Origin of the sequence: Citrobacter sp. Cb080, from assembly GCF_030334745.1 — a bacterium.
In the GTDB taxonomy this organism is placed as follows: domain Bacteria; phylum Pseudomonadota; class Gammaproteobacteria; order Enterobacterales; family Enterobacteriaceae; genus Citrobacter; species Citrobacter braakii.
This window is the reverse complement of record NZ_JAOWDG010000084.1, coordinates 132,015-150,961: the sequence shown is the minus strand read 5'-3', so window position 1 is coordinate 150,961 and position 18,947 is coordinate 132,015. Positions and strand designations below refer to the sequence as shown.

General features: G+C 53.2%; 13 protein-coding genes and 2 pseudogenes. 9 read left to right on the top strand and 6 right to left on the bottom strand.

The features are described 5' to 3' along the window. Positions 1–10 precede the first annotated feature (10 nt). A pseudogene (locus OGV38_RS23900) lies at positions 11–1,566 on the top strand (bifunctional metallophosphatase/5'-nucleotidase). Between the two features lie 37 nt (positions 1,567–1,603). Here the strand turns inward: OGV38_RS23900 and OGV38_RS23895 are convergent. Further along, the gene (locus OGV38_RS23895; protein ID WP_016157923.1) at positions 1,604–1,981 is read right to left on the bottom strand and encodes a carboxymuconolactone decarboxylase family protein; all 378 of its coding nucleotides are present in this window, start codon (positions 1,979–1,981) and stop codon (positions 1,604–1,606) included. Positions 1,982–2,069: 88 nt separating this feature from the next. On the opposite strand from OGV38_RS23895, the gene OGV38_RS23890 reads away from it, so the two are divergent. From OGV38_RS23890 to katG, 3 genes are all read left to right on the top strand, one after another. Further along, the gene (locus OGV38_RS23890; RefSeq protein WP_131380451.1) at positions 2,070–2,978 is read left to right on the top strand and encodes a LysR family transcriptional regulator; all 909 of its coding nucleotides are present in this window, start codon (positions 2,070–2,072) and stop codon (positions 2,976–2,978) included. Between the two features lie 157 nt (positions 2,979–3,135). Beyond that, positions 3,136–4,023, top strand: coding sequence for a methylenetetrahydrofolate reductase (metF, locus tag OGV38_RS23885; RefSeq protein ID WP_016155273.1), 888 nt, complete (start codon positions 3,136–3,138; stop codon positions 4,021–4,023). Positions 4,024–4,191: 168 nt separating this feature from the next. Further along, positions 4,192–6,372 (top strand): catalase/peroxidase HPI, encoded by a 2,181-nt coding sequence (gene katG / locus OGV38_RS23880; RefSeq protein WP_286475259.1) that lies wholly within the window; start codon positions 4,192–4,194, stop codon positions 6,370–6,372. 85 nt (positions 6,373–6,457) lie between these two features. Here katG and gldA read toward each other — a convergent pair whose 3' ends face one another. The 3 genes from gldA to ptsP are packed head-to-tail and all read right to left on the bottom strand — an operon-like array spanning position 6,458 to position 10,753. After that, complete coding sequence (gene gldA / locus OGV38_RS23875; protein ID WP_016155275.1) at positions 6,458–7,561, bottom strand: bifunctional L-1,2-propanediol dehydrogenase/glycerol dehydrogenase; 1,104 nt, start codon at positions 7,559–7,561, stop codon at positions 6,458–6,460. 12 nt (positions 7,562–7,573) lie between these two features. Beyond that, complete coding sequence (fsa, locus tag OGV38_RS23870; protein ID WP_016157926.1) at positions 7,574–8,236, bottom strand: fructose-6-phosphate aldolase; 663 nt, start codon at positions 8,234–8,236, stop codon at positions 7,574–7,576. A gap of 15 nt (positions 8,237–8,251) precedes the next feature. Then, a complete protein-coding gene (ptsP, locus tag OGV38_RS23865) occupies positions 8,252–10,753 on the bottom strand; it encodes a phosphoenolpyruvate--protein phosphotransferase (RefSeq protein ID WP_131405505.1) in 2,502 nt (833 codons plus the stop codon). A 308-nt stretch (positions 10,754–11,061) separates the two neighbouring features. Between ptsP and OGV38_RS23860 the strand changes: the two genes are divergently transcribed. From OGV38_RS23860 to OGV38_RS23840, 5 genes and pseudogenes are all read left to right on the top strand, one after another. Then, a complete protein-coding gene (locus OGV38_RS23860) occupies positions 11,062–12,141 on the top strand; it encodes a PTS fructose transporter subunit EIIC (protein ID WP_286475255.1) in 1,080 nt (359 codons plus the stop codon). A 14-nt stretch (positions 12,142–12,155) separates the two neighbouring features. After that, complete coding sequence (locus OGV38_RS23855) at positions 12,156–12,476, top strand: PTS fructose-like transporter subunit IIB (protein ID WP_016155279.1); 321 nt, start codon at positions 12,156–12,158, stop codon at positions 12,474–12,476. 101 nt (positions 12,477–12,577) lie between these two features. After that, on the top strand, positions 12,578–14,875 hold the full coding sequence (locus OGV38_RS23850) for a formate C-acetyltransferase (protein ID WP_269519864.1): 2,298 nt from the start codon (positions 12,578–12,580) through the stop codon (positions 14,873–14,875). Beyond that, positions 14,841–15,720 (top strand): annotated as a pseudogene (locus OGV38_RS23845) ([formate-C-acetyltransferase]-activating enzyme). Before OGV38_RS23850 ends, OGV38_RS23845 begins: the two are co-directional and overlap by 35 nt. A 1-nt stretch (position 15,721) precedes the next feature. Then, positions 15,722–16,078: a PTS fructose-like transporter subunit IIB gene (locus OGV38_RS23840; RefSeq protein WP_016155282.1), complete on the top strand. Its 357-nt coding sequence runs from the start codon at positions 15,722–15,724 to the stop codon at positions 16,076–16,078. On the opposite strand, the gene OGV38_RS23835 is transcribed toward OGV38_RS23840, so the two are convergent. Together OGV38_RS23835 and OGV38_RS23830 are read right to left on the bottom strand one after the other, a co-directional pair. Next, positions 16,065–16,925, bottom strand: a complete 861-nt coding sequence (locus tag OGV38_RS23835; protein ID WP_137367549.1) for a helix-turn-helix transcriptional regulator — start codon at positions 16,923–16,925, stop codon at positions 16,065–16,067. The genes OGV38_RS23840 and OGV38_RS23835 overlap by 14 nt on opposite strands. An 86-nt stretch (positions 16,926–17,011) precedes the next feature. Further along, positions 17,012–18,745: a phosphoethanolamine transferase CptA gene (locus OGV38_RS23830; RefSeq protein ID WP_019077898.1), complete on the bottom strand. Its 1,734-nt coding sequence runs from the start codon at positions 18,743–18,745 to the stop codon at positions 17,012–17,014. Positions 18,746–18,947: the final 202 nt, after the last annotated feature.

The following is an 18,947-nucleotide window of genomic DNA, read 5'->3' as shown; positions in this document are numbered from 1 at the left end:
GGGATTGGTTATGAAGCTAAAAATGCTTGCTGTCGGTGTTCTGGTATCTTTACCGCTCTGGGCGAGTGCCAAAGATGTCACGATTATTTATACCAACGATCTCCATGCCCATGTCGAACCTTATAAAGTGCCATGGATTGCCAATGGCACACGAGATATTGGCGGTTGGGCCAATATCTCGGCGATGGTGAAGCAGGAGAAAGCGAAAAATAGCGCCACCTGGTTTTTGGATGCTGGCGACTATTTCACCGGGCCATATATCAGCAGCCTGACCAAGGGGAAGGCGATTATCGATATCATGAACACCATGAATTTTGACGCTGTCACCATGGGTAATCATGAATTCGATCACGGTTGGGACAATACGCTGCTGCAGCTGAGCCAGGCAAAGTTTCCGATCGTGCAGGGCAACATCTTTTACCAAAACAGCAGCAAAATGTTCTGGGATAAGCCTTACACCATTATTGAAAAAGATGGCGTAAAGATAGGCGTGATTGGCCTGCACGGCGTGTTTGCTTTTGATGATACGGTTTCCGCTGCGACACGTGTCGGGATCGAGGCGCGGGATGAAGTGAAGTGGTTGCAACGCTATATCGATGAGCTGAAAGGCAAAGTCGATCTCACCGTGGCGCTGATCCATGAAGGCACGCCAGCGCGTCAGTCCAGTCTGGGGGCACCGATGTACGCCGTGCGCTGGATAAAGACATCCAGACCGCAGGCCAGGTGCAGGGGTTGGACATCCTGATCACCGGTCATGCGCATGTGGGCACGCCGGAGCCGATTAAAGTAGGTAACACCCTGATTCTGTCTACCGACAGCGGCGGCATTGATGTGGGTAAACTGGTGCTGGATTACCAGCAAAAACCGCATCAATTTACCGTGAAGAACTTCGAGCTGAAAACCATTTTTGCTGATGAGTGGCAGCCAGACCCGCAGACGAAACAGGTCATTGATGGCTGGAATAAAAAGCTCGATAAAGTGGTGCAGCAGACGGTTGCCAACGCGCCGGTTGAGCTGACGCGTGCTTACGGTGAATCTTCTTCGCTGGGAAATCTGGCGGCAGATGCGTTGCTGGTTGCGGCGGGTAAAGATACCCAGTTAGCGCTCACTAACTCGGGCGGCATCCGGAATGAAATCCCTGCTGGAGTCATCACCATGGGCGCAGTCATTAGCACCTTCCCGTTCCCGAATGAGCTGGCAACCATGGATCTCACCGGGAAGCAGTTACGTAGCCTGATGGAGCACGGCGCGGGTTTAAGCAACGGTGTATTGCAGGTGTCCAAAGGACTGGAGATGAAATATGACAGCAGTAAACCGGTTGGTCTGCGGGTTAGCGTATTGACGTTAAACGGCAAACCCATTGAGGATGCCACGGTTTATCACATTGCCACCAATAGCTTCCTGGCGGACGGCGGTGATGGTTTCACGACATTTACTGAAGGCAAAGCGCGTAACACATCCGGCGGTTACTATGTCTCTAATGCGGTCGTGGATTATTTCAAAGCGGGAAATACGCTGACGGATGAGCAACTCAAAGGCATGCGTGTGGAAGATGTGAAACCGTAGTGAGGTCAGGCCAGCAGATATTCCGCTGGCCTTTGTTTTAACCTCTGTGGGAGGCAAACACCTCTTTTGCAGCGAACAGGCCGTTGAGTGCTGCCGGGAATCCCGCATAAACAGCCATCTGCATCATCACTTCAATAATCTCTTCCTGCGTTAAGCCAACGTGCAGCGCGGCGGCGATGTGTACCTTAAGCTGCGGTGCGGCGTTACCCATGGCGGTGAGCGCGGCGACGGTGGCAATTTCTCTACTGCGTAAATCCAGCCCCGGCCTTGAATAGATGTCGCCAAAAGGAAATTCAATCAGGTATTGGGCGAAGTCTGGCGCAATATCCTGCAGACTTTCGACTACCGCATCTCCGCCTTTTCCATCAACCTGTTGCAGCATTCTCTGACCGGTTAAATAGCGTTCTGAATCCATGATAATCACCTCGTGAGTTCGTGTACGGCATGAGGATAGAGCGTGCGGAATGATTGGGGTAATACCGTTTCCGTGATACCTTTTCGGTATGACAACATCGCCTTTGCACTCTCTGGACATCCGCCTTCTACGCTATTTTTCCGTGGTGGCGGAAGAGAACAACATGAGTCGAGCGGCGCAGCGTTTATTTATGTCGCAGCCGCCGCTGAGTCGCCACATTCGCCAGCTTGAAGATCGCCTGGGGGTGACGCTTTTTGTCCGTCATACCCGTGGACTTACGCTGACGGAGGACGGCCAGCGCGTCCTTGAAATCGTGCGCCCGCTATTGGCGTTACAGGATAAAACCTGGACGGCGTTGAGTCAGATAGCGAAGACGGGAGAGCAATCTCTGCGCTTAGGGCTAAGTACGGCGTTTGAGCAGGGCGTTTTTGCGGCGCTTGAGTCGCAGCTTTCTACGTGTGTACAGAAGCTACATATTGTCCGTCATGGTTCGCCTGAACTGGCGCGTCAGGTGCGTCGGGGAAAACTGGATGCAGCGCTGGTGGCGCTACCGCTTGAGAATTCGGGTCTTAGCGTCACGCCGCTCGGCTGGCAAGAATCGATGATTGCCGCCTTACCCGCGCTCTGGCCCGAGGCGGCTCTGCCTTCGCTCTCGTTAACGTCGCTGAACCACCGACCGCTGTTCTGGTTCAAACGTGAACGTAACCCTGCTTTTTTTGATTACACTCGACACATTTTTCGTCGTGCTGGTTACTCTCCTGCTCTTATTGAGGAGCCGATGGAACATGACGTGCTGCTGGCACGGATCGCGCAGGGTGACGGTCTGAGCCTGGTTCCGGCCTCCTTTTCCGCTATCCAGCGTCAGGGCGTGATCTTCCTTCCGCTTACTGATACAGAATTGCGGCTTAGCATGGGGTTAGCGACGCTGCCTGAGAACGTAACAAAAGTAGAGTGGCTACAGACGGTCGTGACGCAATCCCTCACCATTTCAATCTGATGTGAATTTTTTTCACGTTGGCTGAGTATTCCTCACCTTTAACGATGATTTTTGTGTTGACGCCAGCATGCTTTTCCGTCATTTTTACATCTAGACGTCTAAACGTATAGCAGTTCACAACACAACATATAACGACAAAAGATTGATGAGGTAAGGTATGAGCTTTTTTCACGCCAACCAGCGGGAAGCCCTGAATCAGAGCCTGGCAGAAGTGCAGGGTCAGATTAACGTTTCGTTTGAGTTTTTCCCGCCGCGCACCAGTGAAATGGAGCAAACCCTGTGGAACTCCATCGATCGCCTGAGCAGCCTGAAGCCGAAGTTTGTTTCAGTTACTTACGGTGCAAACTCTGGTGAGCGTGACCGTACGCACAGCATTATTAAAGGCATTAAGGATCGCACAGGTCTTGAAGCGGTCCCGCACCTGACATGCATTGATGCGACCCGTGATGAGCTGCGTACCATTGCTCAGGACTACTGGCATAACGGTATTCGTCATATTGTTGCCCTGCGCGGCGACCTGCCGCCGGGAAGCGGTAAACCGGATATGTATGCTTCCGACCTGGTGACTCTGCTGAAAGACGTTGCAGACTTCGATATCTCCGTTGCGGCTTACCCGGAAGTGCACCCGGAAGCGAAAAGCGCTCAGGCCGATTTGCTGAACCTGAAGCGTAAGGTTGATGCCGGTGCAAACCGCGCGATCACCCAGTTTTTCTTCGATGTAGAAAGCTATCTGCGCTTTCGCGATCGCTGCGTGTCTGCGGGAATCGATGTGGAAATTATTCCGGGCATCCTGCCGGTATCTAACTTTAAGCAGGCGAAAAAATTTGCTGACATGACCAACGTCCGCATTCCTGCGTGGATGTCGACCATGTTTGATGGTCTTGATGATGACGCGGAAACCCGCAAGTTGGTAGGCGCGAATATCGCCATGGATATGGTGAAAATTCTCAGTCGCGAAGGGGTGAAGGATTTTCACTTCTATACCCTCAATCGTGCAGAGATGAGCTACGCTATTTGTCACACACTGGGTGTAAGACCTAACTAAACAGATGCCCCAGCCCTCTACGGAGGGCTTTTTGTTGATCATTTTGATCTACATCTCTGTAACTTAAAATATAAAAGGAATTAGCTATCGAATCTGTGGGTTATTTCGACTATATCTTATCTCTGGTGGTGTATATCGTAGTCAGAACACTGTAAAGGGAGCATATAGATGAGCATGTCCGACGATAGCCAAAACGCATCAACTGCCGGTAAGTGTCCTTTTCATCAAGGCGGTCACGATCAGAGCGCGGGAGCAGGAACGAATAACCGCGACTGGTGGCCAAATCAACTCCGCGTTGATCTTTTAAACCAACATTCCAACCGTTCGAACCCGCTGGGTGAGGACTTCGACTACCGCAAAGAGTTTAGTAAACTCGACTATTCTGCCCTGAAAGGGGATCTCAGAGCCCTTCTGTCCGAATCTCAACCGTGGTGGCCCGCTGACTGGGGAACCTATGCCGGATTGTTTATCCGCATGGCATGGCACGGCGCGGGAACCTATCGCTCTATCGATGGACGCGGTGGAGCGGGTCGCGGACAGCAGCGTTTTGCACCACTGAACTCCTGGCCGGACAACGTCAGCCTTGATAAAGCACGTCGTCTGCTGTGGCCAATCAAGCAGAAATATGGTCAGAAAATTTCCTGGGCCGACCTGTTTATCCTCGCGGGTAACGTGGCGCTGGAAAACTCAGGTTTCCGTACCTTTGGCTTTGGTGCCGGTCGTGAAGATGTCTGGGAACCGGATCTCGACGTAAACTGGGGTGATGAAAAAGCCTGGCTGACTCACCGTCACCCGGAAGAGCTGGCAAAAGCGCCGCTGGGCGCCACCGAAATGGGCCTTATTTATGTCAACCCGGAAGGGCCGGACCATAGCGGCGAACCGCTTTCTGCGGCAGCGGCTATTCGCGCGACCTTCGGTAACATGGGGATGAACGACGAAGAAACCGTGGCGCTGATTGGCGGCGGTCATACGTTGGGCAAAACCCACGGCGCAGCAGCGGCATCGCACGTTGGCGCCGATCCAGAATCCGCACCGATTGAAGCGCAGGGCCTGGGTTGGGCCAGCAGCTACGGTAGTGGCGCGGGCGCGGATGCAATTACTTCTGGTCTGGAAGTGGTGTGGACGCAGACGCCTACCCAATGGAGCAATTATTTCTTCGAGAACCTGTTCAAATATGAGTGGGTGCAGACTCGCAGTCCGGCAGGCGCGATTCAGTTTGAAGCGGTTGACGCGCCAGAAATTATTCCCGATCCGTTTGATCCGTCGAAAAAACGCAAGCCGACGATGCTGGTTACCGACCTGACGCTGCGTTTCGATCCTGAGTTCGAGAAGATCTCTCGCCGTTTCCTGAACGATCCGCAAACGTTCAACGAAGCGTTTGCCCGTGCGTGGTTTAAACTGACGCACCGCGATATGGGGCCAAAATCGCGTTACATTGGACCGGAAGTGCCAAAAGAAGATCTGATTTGGCAAGACCCGCTGCCGCATGCGTTCTTCAACCCAAGCGAAGAAGATATCCTGAAGCTGAAGGCCACCATCGCTGCTTCCGGACTGTCCGTGGGCGAACTGGTATCGGTAGCGTGGGCTTCGGCATCGACTTTCCGTGGCGGGGATAAACGTGGCGGCGCTAACGGTGCGCGTCTGGCGCTGGACCCACAACGCGGCTGGGATGTGAATGCCACTGCGGCACGCGTTCTGCCTGTGCTGGAAGGTATTTATAAGTCTGCTCATACTGCCTCGTTGGCCGATATTATCGTGCTGGCCGGTGTTGTCGGTATCGAGCAGGCGGCTAGCGCTGCGGGTGTCAGCATCAAGGTACCTTTTGCGCCGGGTCGTGTGGATGCGCGTCAGGATCAAACGGATATTGAGATGTTTGAACTGCTTGAGCCGATTGCCGATGGTTTCCGTAACTACCGCGCTCGTCCTGACGTGTCGACCACCGAGTCGCTGCTGATCGACAAAGCGCAGCAGTTGACGCTAACCGCACCGGAAATGACCGTGCTGGTGGGCGGTATGCGCGTACTGGGCACCAACTTTGATGGTAGCCAGCACGGCGTCTTTACCGATCGCCCTGGCGTACTCAGCACTGACTTCTTCGTCAATCTGCTGGATATGCGTCATGAGTGGAAGGCGGTTGATGAGTCACAAGAGCTGTTTGAAGGTCGTGACCGTTCGAGCGGCGAAGTAAAATACACCGCAACACGCGCCGATCTGGTGTTTGGTTCTAACTCTGTACTGCGCGCAGTGGCTGAAGTTTATGCCTGCAGCGATGCTCACGAGAAGTTCGTGAGAGATTTCGTTGCCGCATGGGTGAAAGTGATGAACCTGGATCGTTTCGATCTGCTGTAACAGACCATGCCGGATATCGCTTGTGCGGGTCCGGCATAGTATGAACAAAAAAATCCCCGCAATTGCGGGGATTTTTATTGGTCGGTTATTCCCACTCTTGCAGGTAACGTTGACCGTACTGGTCAGCCACCAGCAGGGCGGCATACACTTGGTCCGGCGTTGCGCCGCCAGGCATGTTGTGGATGGTTTCGCCTTCGGCACAGGCAGCTTCAGCCACAATGCGCATTTTCGCCGGAATATCCTGTTTGATGTCCAGTTGCGCCAGGGTAATCGGCAGGCCAACGGAATGACACAGCGCGGCAACAGTTTCAATTTCATCGACCGGCGCGTTTTCCAGGACCAGTTGTGTCAGCGTGCCGAAAGCCACTTTCTCGCCGTGGTAATAGTGATGCGCATCCGGGATTGCCGTCAGACCGTTATGGATGGCGTGCGCCGCCGCCAGACCGCCGCTTTCAAAACCGACGCCGCTCAGATAGGTGTTGGCTTCAATAACGCGCTCCAGCGCAGGCGTTACCACGTGCTGCTCGGCAGCCAGCATCGCTTTTTCGCCTTCTTCTATCAGCGTATTAAAGCACAGCTCAGCCAGCGCCAGCGCCGCCTGAGTGCACTGACCGCCCGCCATGGTGGTTGCGCCGCTGCGTGAACAGGCGCGCGCTTCGAACCAGGTCGCCAACGCATCGCCGATGCCCGCGGCTAACAGACGCGCCGGTGCGCCCGCGACAATTTTGGTATCAACAATGACCCTGTCCGGGTTATTGGGCAGCAGCAAATAGCGATCGAATTCACCGGCATCGGTGTAAATAACGGACAGCGCGCTGCACGGTGCATCGGTAGAGGCGATGGTTGGCGCAATGGCGACAGGCACGCCCATAAAGTGCGCCAGCGCTTTGGCAGTATCCAGCGTTTTACCGCCGCCAATACCAAGTACTGCGCCACATTGCGCTTTTTCTGCCACGCCGCGCAGACGGTCGATTTCGTTTTGTGAACACTCGCCGCCAAACGGTGCAATCTCGAGCGCCAGTCCGGCATCCTGGAAGCTTTTTTCCAGTGCGCCCTGGGCAAAGCCTAAGACAAACTTGTCCCCAACGACCAGCCAGCGCTCTGCCAGTGGTTTGAGGTAGTTGCCAAGACGGGTAATAACATCGGCACCCTGGATGTACTTACCAGGTGATTGAATAATGCGATCCATACTTTATTTCCCTCACAGGTTGATGTGACCAAATGTATTGTTCCAGTCATGTTCAAACTTCTCTATTGCTGACTCTACCGCAGGGGTATTGAGCATTTGTTGCGCTACGTCTAATGGCAGGGTGATTGCTTCGCATCCTGCCAGTAAGCAATCCAGCGCCTGACGAGGGGTTTTAAAGCTGGCTGCCAGTACCATGCTGTTGGGCGCATGCAGTTCCAGTAACGTTTGCAGTTCTTGTACCGTGCGAATTCCGTCGCCGCCCTGCGCGTCAATACGGTTAACGTAAGGTGCGATATATTTCGCCCCCGCCAGCGCTGCCAGCAGCCCCTGAGAGGCACTGTACACGGCGGTTCCCAGCGTGGTGATACCCTCTTTTTTCAGCATCTTGATCGCGGCCAGACCTTCGGATGTCACCGGGATTTTTACCACCAGACCGGGGACCGCGTTGCTCAGACGTTTGGCTTCCTCCACCATGCCTTGTGCGTTGCGGCTCATGGTTTGGGCAAACAGAATGCCCTCTTCGCCAATGGCGTTTTGCAGGCGCGGCAGCACATCCCAGATGGATTCTTTGTTTGCTGCCACAATGCTTGGGTTGGTGGTGACACCCGCGATTGGGAAGATGCGTGCCAGACGTTCGACTTCCGCGACGTTGGCGGTATCAAGGTAAAGTTCCATACAAAAACACCCTCTTTAAAGTTCAAGTTCATGTTGCAGCAGGCTGGCGATAGCGTCGGCAGAGGCGGCGTTAACCAGCGCGTTACGGAATTCTTCATGCATAATGCGCCGTGCCAGACGCGAGAAAATACGCATATGCTGGTCGCCAGCGGCGTGTTTGTTGAGCGTCAGCATAATAATGAACTGCGCATCATCATCACCCCAACGTACCGGCGCTTGCAGGCGCGCTACGCTGATAGTGGACTGCTCAATATGTTCTGATTTGCTGTGTGGAATGGCGAAGCTAAAACCTAATCCGGTAGAGAAGACCGCTTCGCGCGCCCACAGATCGGCTTCCAGTTTACGCGGATAGCGGCAACGACCTGCCAGCAGGAGGTTGTCGGTCATCCCTTTGATGACCTCCTCTTTACTACGCCAGTCGCTATCCAGCGTGATGCACTCGGCGGTAACCAGAGGGGTATCCTGTTGAGTCATGCGGAACTGAGCCAGCAGATGTTCGACCTCCAGCGACGTTCGACACGCCATTGCTTGATTCAGCAACTGACGGCAGGCGCGGCTGTCAAGTTGCGCCATCCGCGCTTTGGCGGCGGGAATGGAGGGAGCGCTCATGCTGATCTCGTCCAGACCCAGTCCCACAAGCAGCGGTAGCACTGAACCTTTAGCGCCAAGTTCGCCGCACAGGCCAATCCATTTCCCCTGCCGATGTACCGCCTGTACGGCGTAATCCAGTGCGCGCAAGAAGGCTGGATTCAGGCTGTTGTAATGGCGGGTAACTTTGGCGTTGTCGCGGTCGACCGCCAGCAGGTATTGCGTCAGGTCATTACTGCCAATACTAAAGAAATCAATTTCTTCGCAGCATTGATCGATGATGAACATCACCGACGGAACCTCCAGCATGATACCGAGCGGGATCTTCTCATCAAACGGGATGTGTTCAGTACGCAGTTGCTGTTTGGCTTCGGCCAGCTTCTCTTTGACCCACAGGATCTCTTCCATAGAGGAGATCATTGGGATCATGATTTTCAGGCTACCGTGCGCTGATGCGCACAGGATCGATCGCAGTTGTGTGGTAAACAAAGCGGCGTATTCTTCATAGATACGCACCGCGCGATAACCGAGGAACGGGTTGGCTTCGGCAGGAATATTCAGGTAATCAACGGGTTTATCACCACCGATATCCATGGTGCGTACAATGATGCTGCGTCCCTGCGCGGGCTCCAGCGCCTGGCAGAAAATGTTGTATAGCTCGTTCTCATCCGGGGCGCAGGTGCGGTCCATATACAGCATTTCCGTGCGGAACAGGCCAACCGCTTCCGCACCGTTGCCAAAGGCTGCTTGCGCTTCCACGGAATGGGCGATGTTGGCGGCGACTTCCATGCGGATGCCATCACCCGTGCGCGCCTCCTGGGTCAGCCAGATACGTTGTTGTTCTCGAATGGCATCCTGGATACGGGCTTCCTGCTGGTAGTAACGTACGACGGATTCATCAGGGGCAACAATGACCGCTCCTGCGTTACCATCGATATAAACCGTTTGCTGCAGCCATGGCATTAAGGATTCAATATCCACGCCAACCAGCGTAGGAATGTTGAATGACCGGGCGAGAATCACCGTGTGTGAAGTGGTACCGCCGCTTTTTAACAGCAAGCCTTTCAGCAATGTTTTGTCCAGTTCGAGGAACTGGCTCGGTGTGAGCTCGTCCGCCATACAGACCGTAGGCTGGGTTAGTTTTCCCGGCGCAGGAAAACGCTGCTCTCCATAAATTTGCTGCAGAAGCTGGAAGCAGACATCGCGCACATCCAGCGCACGTTCCTGTAAATAACTGCTGCTGGAGCGGGCGAATTCATCACAAAAATGTCCGGCACTTTCGACAATCGCCTGGGCGCAGCTTAACCCGCGAGATACTCCAGCGAGCAAGTGCTGACGCAGTGAGAGGTCGCTTGCCAGCGAGCGGTGTGCTTCCAGAATCGCACTGGTTGCGCCGTCGCTGTCGAGTAACCGAAACGCAATATTCTTCATCAGCAGCGTTAAGCCGTTATCCAGTGCCGCCTGCTCGGTTTCAATATCTTTAGCGGACGGGAGATTGTTAAGGGCGTTGAGATCCAGCGAAGAGAGCAGACTCAGAACGCCTCCCGCACTGCCGCTGCAGACGGTGCGAGCGCGAAAAAGCTGTGGGTTTAGATTGGTGAGGGATGCAGGAAGTGGCTCCAGCTCGTTGCTTTTGGCTTCCGCTAGCGGTGCATCGCAGTGTGGAAATTCATTACGTAACCATTGGGTTAAATGCTGGTGGGCTGCCTGTTCATCTGCACCGGAAATCAGCAACTGGCAGCTATCACCCGCCAGAGTATCGGTGCCAATCAGTGCCAATGCGCTCTTGGCGTTACCCCTACGTTCGGTACGCAGGTTGTGCCACTCAATGTGCGAAGTAAAGGTGTTGCACTGCGTTTCTATGTGACTTGCCGGGCGCGCATGTACGCCATTGGGCAGCTCACAGGTAAATTCCACAATCAGGGCCATAGCCTCATCTCCCATAACGATTTCTCGCTACAGGATAAAAGGGCAGCGCCTGAACCTGCCATCTGACAAATCTGCCAAAAACTGGATAAATGTAATGTAACCATCAAAGTGAGATATCCCTCACAAGTCAGCATGTCCTCTATAAATTCCGAGAAACTACAAGTTATGAGGCGGATCGCATTTTTGCGCTGACATTACAAAAGTCCAGCAAATGGCCTTTTTATCCACTGTTTGCGCCGCGTCGGATTGCCTATTGTTTTCCGCAACAAGTTTATGGATATGGGCTTTAGGCAGCCTGGGAGCGACTTATGAAAGAGTTGGTACAAATCCTGAAAAATACCCGTCAGCACCTGATGACAGGTGTTTCGCATATGATCCCCTTCGTAGTCGCGGGTGGAATTTTGCTGGCGGTCTCCGTCATGTTGTATGGCAAGGGCGCGGTACCGGATGCGGTGACCGATCCTAATCTCAAGAAACTGTTTGATATTGGCGTCGCAGGGCTGACGTTGATGGTGCCATTCCTTGCCGCTTACATTGGTTATTCCATTGCTGAACGTTCTGCTCTCGCCCCTTGTTCGATTGGCGCATGGGTGGGAAACAGCTTCGGCGCAGGTTTTTTCGGCGCGCTAATTGCCGGGATTATTGGCGGTATCGTCGTCCATTATCTGAAGAAGATCCCCGTACATAAGGTGTTGCGATCGGTAATGCCTATCTTCGTTATTCCTATTGTCGGCACCTTTATCACCGCAGGCATCATGATGTGGGGCCTGGGAGAACCCGTTGGTGCGTTAACCACTAGCCTAACCGAGTGGCTGCAGGGTATGCAGCAGGGCAGCATCGTGCTGCTGGCGGTAATTATGGGACTGATGTTGGCCTTCGATATGGGTGGGCCGATTAACAAAGTTGCCTACGCCTTCATGCTGATTTGCGTGGCGCAGGGTGTTTATACCGTGGTGGCAATCGCCGCGGTAGGGATCTGCGTGCCGCCGCTGGGCTTAGGTTTGGCGACGCTGATTGGTCGTAAGAATTTCTCTTCTGAAGAACGTGAAGCCGGTAAAGCCGCGCTGGTGATGGGCTGCGTTGGCGTAACGGAAGGCGCAATTCCTTTTGCTGCCGCCGATCCGCTGCGCGTTATCCCATCCATTATGGTGGGTTCCGCCTGCGGCACGGTAACCGCCGCGCTGTTTGGTGCGCAGTGTTATGCCGGCTGGGGCGGGCTGATTGTTCTGCCGGTCGTGGAAGGAAAATTGGGTTATATCGCGGCGGTTGCCGTGGGGGCTGTAGTGACCGCAGTGTGCGTTAATGTACTGAAAAGTCTGGCGCGGAAAAAAGTGTCTCAGGTCGACCAGAAAGAAGACGACCTGGATTTAGATTTTGAAATGAATTAAGCGAGGAATGAGTCATGACCAAGATTATCGCAGTAACTGCATGTCCTTCTGGCGTTGCCCACACCTATATGGCCGCCGAAGCGCTGGAAAGCGCCGCTAAAGCCAAGGGGTGGGAAGTAAAGGTTGAGACTCAGGGGTCGATCGGTCTGGAAAACGAACTGACCGCGGCGGATGTGGCAGAAGCCGACATGGTGATTCTGACCAAAGACATTGGTATTAAGTTTGAAGAGCGTTTTGCGGGCAAAACTATCGTTCGTGTCAACATCAGCGATGCAGTGAAACGTGCCGACGCCATCATGAACAAGATTGGCGCACACCTTGCGCAAACCGCATAACGGTTTGTTTGCCGGAGGGGGGGCGACTTATCCGGCCTACTGATACGTAGGCCAGATAAGCACAGCGCCATCTGGCATCAGTTTTTCTACAGGAGTTCCTCATGACTAGCCGTATCCAACGTTTAAAAAACGCTCTGTTTCAGAATAACCGCGAAATTTCGCTTGAGCGTGCGCTGCTATATACCGCCAGCCACCAGCAGACGGAGGGAGAGCCGGTTATTCTACGGCGGGCGAAAGCCACCGCATATATTCTTGAGCACGTTGAAATATCGATTCGTGATGAGGAACTGATAGCCGGGAACCGTACCGTTAAACCGCGGGCGGGCATAATGTCACCGGAAATGGATCCTTACTGGCTGCTCAACGAGCTGGAGCAGTTTCCAACCCGTCCGCAGGACCGTTTTGACATCAGCGAAGAGGATAAACATCTCTATCGCGATGTGCTGTATCCGTACTGGGAAAAGCGGTCGATGAAAGATTTCATCAACGGTCAGATGACCGATGAGGTAAAAGCCGCTGTCCGTACGCAGATTTTTAGCGTTAACCAGACGGATAAAGGTCAGGGGCATATCATTATTGATTATCCGCGCCTGTTGAATCTCGGGCTTGGCGAACTGGTAGCGCAGATGCGGGCGCATTGTCTGCAGCAGCCGGATAACCACTTTTATCAGGCTGCTCTGTTGCTGCTTGAGGCTTCGCAAAGCCACATTCTGCGTTACGCCCTGCTGGCAGAAAAAATGGCGGAAAACTGCCCGGATGCGCAGCGACGTCAGGAATTGCTGACGATTGCAGAAAACTCCCGGCATAACGCCCAGCATAAGCCGCAAACCTTCTGGCAAGCATGTCAGCTGTTCTGGTACATGAACATTATTTTGCAATATGAGTCCAACGCCAGTTCGCTCTCACTCGGACGCTTCGACCAGTATATGCTGCCGTTTTATCAGACCTCGCTGACGCAGGGGGAAGATCCTGCACTCTTAAAAGAAATCCTCGAATCGCTATGGGTGAAATGCAATGACATTGTACTGCTGCGATCCACAAGCAGCGCGCGCTATTTCGCTGGCTTCCCAACGGGTTACACCGCACTGCTTGGGGGATTAACGGAGAATGGTCGTAGTGCGGTAAACGTACTGTCGTTTCTCTGTCTTGATGCTTATCAGAGCGTACAACTGCCGCAACCAAATCTCGGTGTGCGCACGAACGCGTTGATCGATACGCCGTTCCTGATGAAAACGGCACAGACCATTCGCCTCGGGACCGGCATCCCGCAAATCTTTAATGATGAAGTGGTGGTGCCCGCATTTCTTAACCGTGGCGTCTCGCTGGAAGATGCGCGAGATTACGCGGTAGTCGGCTGTGTCGAGCTGTCTATTCCTGGCAGAACATACGGTTTGCACGACATCGCCATGTTTAATCTGCTGAAAGTAATGGAAATCTGCCTGCATGAGAACGAAGGCAATCGCGCGCTGACGTACGAAGACCTGTTGAAGCATATTCGTGCCAAAATCAGCCACTACATTACGTTGATGGTCGAAGGCAGTAATATCTGCGATATCGGTCATCGCGACTGGGCGCCGGTGCCGCTGCTCTCCTCGTTTATTAGCGATTGCCTGGATAAAGGGTGTGATATTACCGACGGCGGCGCGCGTTATAACTTCTCCGGCGTACAGGGGATCGGTATTGCGAACCTGAGCGATTCGCTGCATGCGCTCAATGGACTGGTATTTGAACAACAGCGCTTAACTTTTGACGAACTTTTGTCGGTGCTAAAAGACAACTTTGCTACCCCGGAAGGCGAGAAAATTCGCGCCCGGCTGATTAACCGCTTCGAAAAATACGGCAACGATATTGATGATGTAGATAACATCAGCGCCGAACTGCTGCGTCATTACTGCAAAGAGGTAGAGAAATACCAGAATCCACGCGGCGGGCAATTTACACCGGGTTCATATACTGTCTCTGCGCACGTGCCGCTGGGTTCGGTCGTCGGAGCGACACCAGATGGTCGCTTCGCCGGGGAACAGTTGGCGGACGGGGGGCTGTCGCCGATGCTGGGGCAGGATATGCAAGGGCCGACGGCGGTATTGAAATCGGTCAGCAAGCTGGATAACACATTGCTTTCCAATGGGACTTTGCTGAACGTGAAGTTTACGCCAGCCACACTGGAAGGTGAGGCTGGTTTACGCAAGCTGGCGGATTTTCTGCGGGCATTTACCCAGCTCAAGCTCCAGCACATCCAGTTTAATGTGGTGAATGCCGACACATTGCGAGAAGCGCAGCAGCGCCCACAAGATTTCGCCGGGCTGGTGGTGCGCGTGGCGGGTTACAGCGCCTTCTTTGTCGAGCTGTCGAAGGAGATCCAGGATGACATCATTCGCCGCACCGCGCATCAGCTGTGAGGTTATTGACCCACGTGGCGAGGACGTCGCGCGTATATTTAATATTCAGCGTTACTCACTGAATGATGGACAAGGTATTCGTACGGTAGTCTTTTTTAAAGGTTGTCCGCATACCTGCCCGTGGTGCGCCAACCCTGAATCTCTCTCCCCACGTATTGAAACAGTACGGCGGGAGAGTAAATGCCTGCACTGTACACCCTGCCTACGTGATGCTGATGAGTGTCCCTCCGGTGCGTTTGAACGTATCGGTCGTGATATCTCGCTGGACGAGCTGGAACGTGAAGTGATGAAAGATGATATTTTCTTTCGCACCTCTGGCGGGGGGGGTGACGCTTTCCGGTGGTGAAGTGCTGATGCAAGCGCCCTTTGCCGTACGATTCCTGCAACGTCTGCGGCGCTGGGATGTTCGCTGCGCGATTGAAACGGCTGGCGATGCGCCAGCCAGTCGTTTGTTATCGCTGGCAAGAGAGTGCGATGAGGTGCTGTTTGACCTCAAAATTATGGATGTCCATTTGGCGCGTGAGACCATTAATATGAACCTGCCGCGCGTGCTGGCGAATTTACGACTAATGGTCGCTGAAGGGGTTAATATCATACCTCGCCTGCCGCTGATTCCGGGCTTTACGATGAATGTAGAGAACACGCAGCAGGCGTTGACGCTGTTGTCATCATTAGGCATAAAGCAGGTACACCTGCTACCGTTTCATCAATATGGCGAACCGAAATACAACCTGCTCGGATTACCCTGGTCGATGAAAGAAGTGCCCGTCCCGTCGGCGCAAGAGATAGGTTTTATACGTAAGATGGCAGAATGCGCCGGATTTCAGGTAACAGTAGGAGGATAGTATGGCCATCGCACCTGTACGATATCTGGTTGCTGTCACCGCGTGCGTAAGCGGCGTGGCCCATACTTATATGGCCGCTGAACGGCTGGAGAAACTCTGCCAGCAGGAGAAATGGAGCATCAAGATTGAAACTCAGGGCGCGTTGGGTACCGAAAATCGCCTGACGGAAGAGGATATTAACCGTGCTGATGCGGTGTTGCTCATTACCGATATTGAATTGGCAGGAGCAGAGCGATTTACGCAGAGCCGATACGTCCAGTCGGGCATTAGCGCATTTCTGCGTGAGCCGCAGCGGGTGATGAGCGCCGTGCGAAAGCTGCTTTCTGCACCACAGCACACACATCTTACTTTGGATTAGCTTTTATCTCCGTCAGTTGGCTGTGGTATTGCCGACGATATTCTGACGGCGAACGTTCGGTATTTTTGCGAAACAGGCGGCAGAAATAGTTGCTGTCAACAAACCCACAGGTGTGCGCCACTTCTTTGATCTTCAGTTCATAACCCTTCAGCAGCGTTTTCGCGTGTTCCAGTCGCGTGTGATTCAGGTATTCGTTAAACCCGATAGCGCCCGTTTTTTGAAACAGGTGGGAGAGGTAATTGGGTGAGATGTAAAACGCCTGCGCGACGGATTCTCGGGTGAGCGGCGAAGCGTAGCGTTCATCAATATAGTCGCGAATGGCTTCGAAAAGCGCCTGACTGCGTGATGCGGTCTGGATCTGGCTGCCCAGCAGATCGCGGCAGTGGCTCAGTAAGCTCGCAACGATTAGCCTGGCGGTTTGTTGCTCCTGCGGTTGCATCTGCATTTCATTGAGCGTTTGCAGCAGGAAAGAGCCAATTCGTGGCCCACGCCGCGCGACGTGCTGGCGGGTAAGATTTTGATACTGCTTGCCGTCCCACTGGACGATGCTGAAACCCAGTTGCTGTTTGCCGAACAGAATGCTGAGCGTGGTGACCGGTTTGAGCCATTGCGGAAAGTTCCAGCCGCCAGCCGGAACGAATAGCACATCACAAGGCAGTAACGTCGCGGATGCGCCAGCAACACCGTTATCGGTGAACTCACCTTCCAGCACAATTTCCAGCCGGGGAAAATCGACCTGATACGCCAGCTCCGGCGTTGAACTACTGCTGCTGGCAAAATAAACCTGGCGCAGCGGCGTGGGGCCGTTAATCAGGCGGGAGAGAAGATGGCTGACGTCGTGATACATGTTAATCCCTTGCAGGCAGCAGACAGGGGAAACAGTAACCGTCATCATAAAAAAAGGCCACTCTTTAAGAGTGGCCGATACGAGTATTACTGATTACCGATTTGATCGCCGTACGGCAGGCTATCGTAATCAATCAGGGCATTCTTTTTGTACGGATTGCCAATCCAGCGGGTCGTCTCTTTGAACTGCGGGCTGGTAATGGATCGGGTCGGATCGAAACCGTCGTAGGTGAATCCCGCTAAATCAGACCAGGTGTGGATAAGCTCTGAGCTGCTGTATTTACGATTCACATCCTGTGAGAAGTCGCGCGGGTGTGCAGCCTGCCATTTTTCAGAGGTCCACAGCAGGAACGGTACCGTATACATATGGCGCGTCGGGTTGTCTTCATTACGACCCTGCGTTTTATGCGGTGGCGTATCGTATACCTCCTCCCCGTGATCGGAGAAGTAGAGCAGGAAGCCGTTCGGATCGGTCGCTTTATAGTCTTTTATCAGACTCGCAATGATATGGTCATTGTAGACATTCGCGCTGTCGTAATCGTTGTATGCTTCCAGCTCATCATCATCCAGGCCGGGGGGAACGTTGTCGACATTGTTATCGAATTTACCCTGACCATCCGGATAGCGGAATTTGTACTTAATATGCGTACCCAGCAGGTGCACGATGATGAACTTTTTCGGTGCCGGGTCGGCCAGTACTTCTTTAAATGGCGCCAGCACATTGCTGTCATATTCGCGCGCACTTTGCGTACGCTGCTGATTCATATAGAACTGCTTATCCGTCTGCTTAGAGAACACGGTCAGCATGGTGTTGCGAGCCGTCATCGTCTGCTGATTGGTGATCCAGAAGGTTTTATAACCTGCCTGTTTCATCATATTCATCAGAGACGGTTGAGTCAGGTACAGGTCCGGATTCTTCTCATTGGCGAAGGTCAGCGCCTGTTGCAGGATTTCAATGGTGTACGGACGTGAGGTCACGACATTATTGAATACGGTGAAGTTAGGATCGGATTTATGCAATGCATCCAGTTCTGGCGTCGTTTCGCGCGGGTAACCATACAGGCTCATGCGACCACGCTGCGTTGACTCGCCAATGACCAGCACCAGCGTACGTGGGGCATCGCCGGAGTTATCTTTGAAGTTAGCCAGCGGCGGCAGGGCATTGTTCTCATTCAGCAGGCTATTGAGTGAGGTCAACTGCTGACGGTACTGATAATACCCGGAGATGAATTGCCACGGTGCGGCGGGCTCCATACGTGAGGCGAGGCCATTCAACGTTTTTTCAAACGGCTTGTGTTTGATGAAGGTGTTAACGGCTATCGGATGCAGAATCAAACCGTATAACAACGCAAACGACACCAGATAGCGCCAGGGCGATGGAATATGAACAGGGCGCAGACGCGTCCACAGCAGAATAGCGATAGCCGTATAGGCCAGGGCGATAAGAACAATTTTTAGGCTGAAATACTGGCTGAGATATTCGCTGGCTTCGTTCGCATTGGTTTCAAACATCACATACAGAACGCTTTGCGAGAACTCTTGTCCGTAGATGACGTAATAGCTCAGAGCAGCCAGCGAGGCCGCCCATAGCACCATGCCAATGACGGCAGCAATAATACGGATACGGTTTGGAAATAAAAATACCGGGATCAACCACAGCGAACTGAATAGCAAGGAGTCGCGTAATCCATTAGTTCCGCTATATCCGGTTAAACAAATAACGACCTGGAGTAAAGTGGAAAAAAACCAAAAATAGAGGAGCGCCCAACCCAGGGCTTTCCAGCTAAATTTAGGTTTAGACTGGAGTTGTAAGGATTGCATAATGTGAGCCTGTCTTTAATCGTAGCGCCAAGAGTAGCGACTTAATATTAAGAGGAACTTAAGCATCACGATCTTAGGATCGTGTTTTGCTGTTGATATATTCACAATGTGAATATATTCAGGCGGGAATATATTGAAAAAGAAGCGGTTATGACAGCAGTTTTTGTTGTCGCCTTCGTACAATAGCACGAAGGCGACGAGG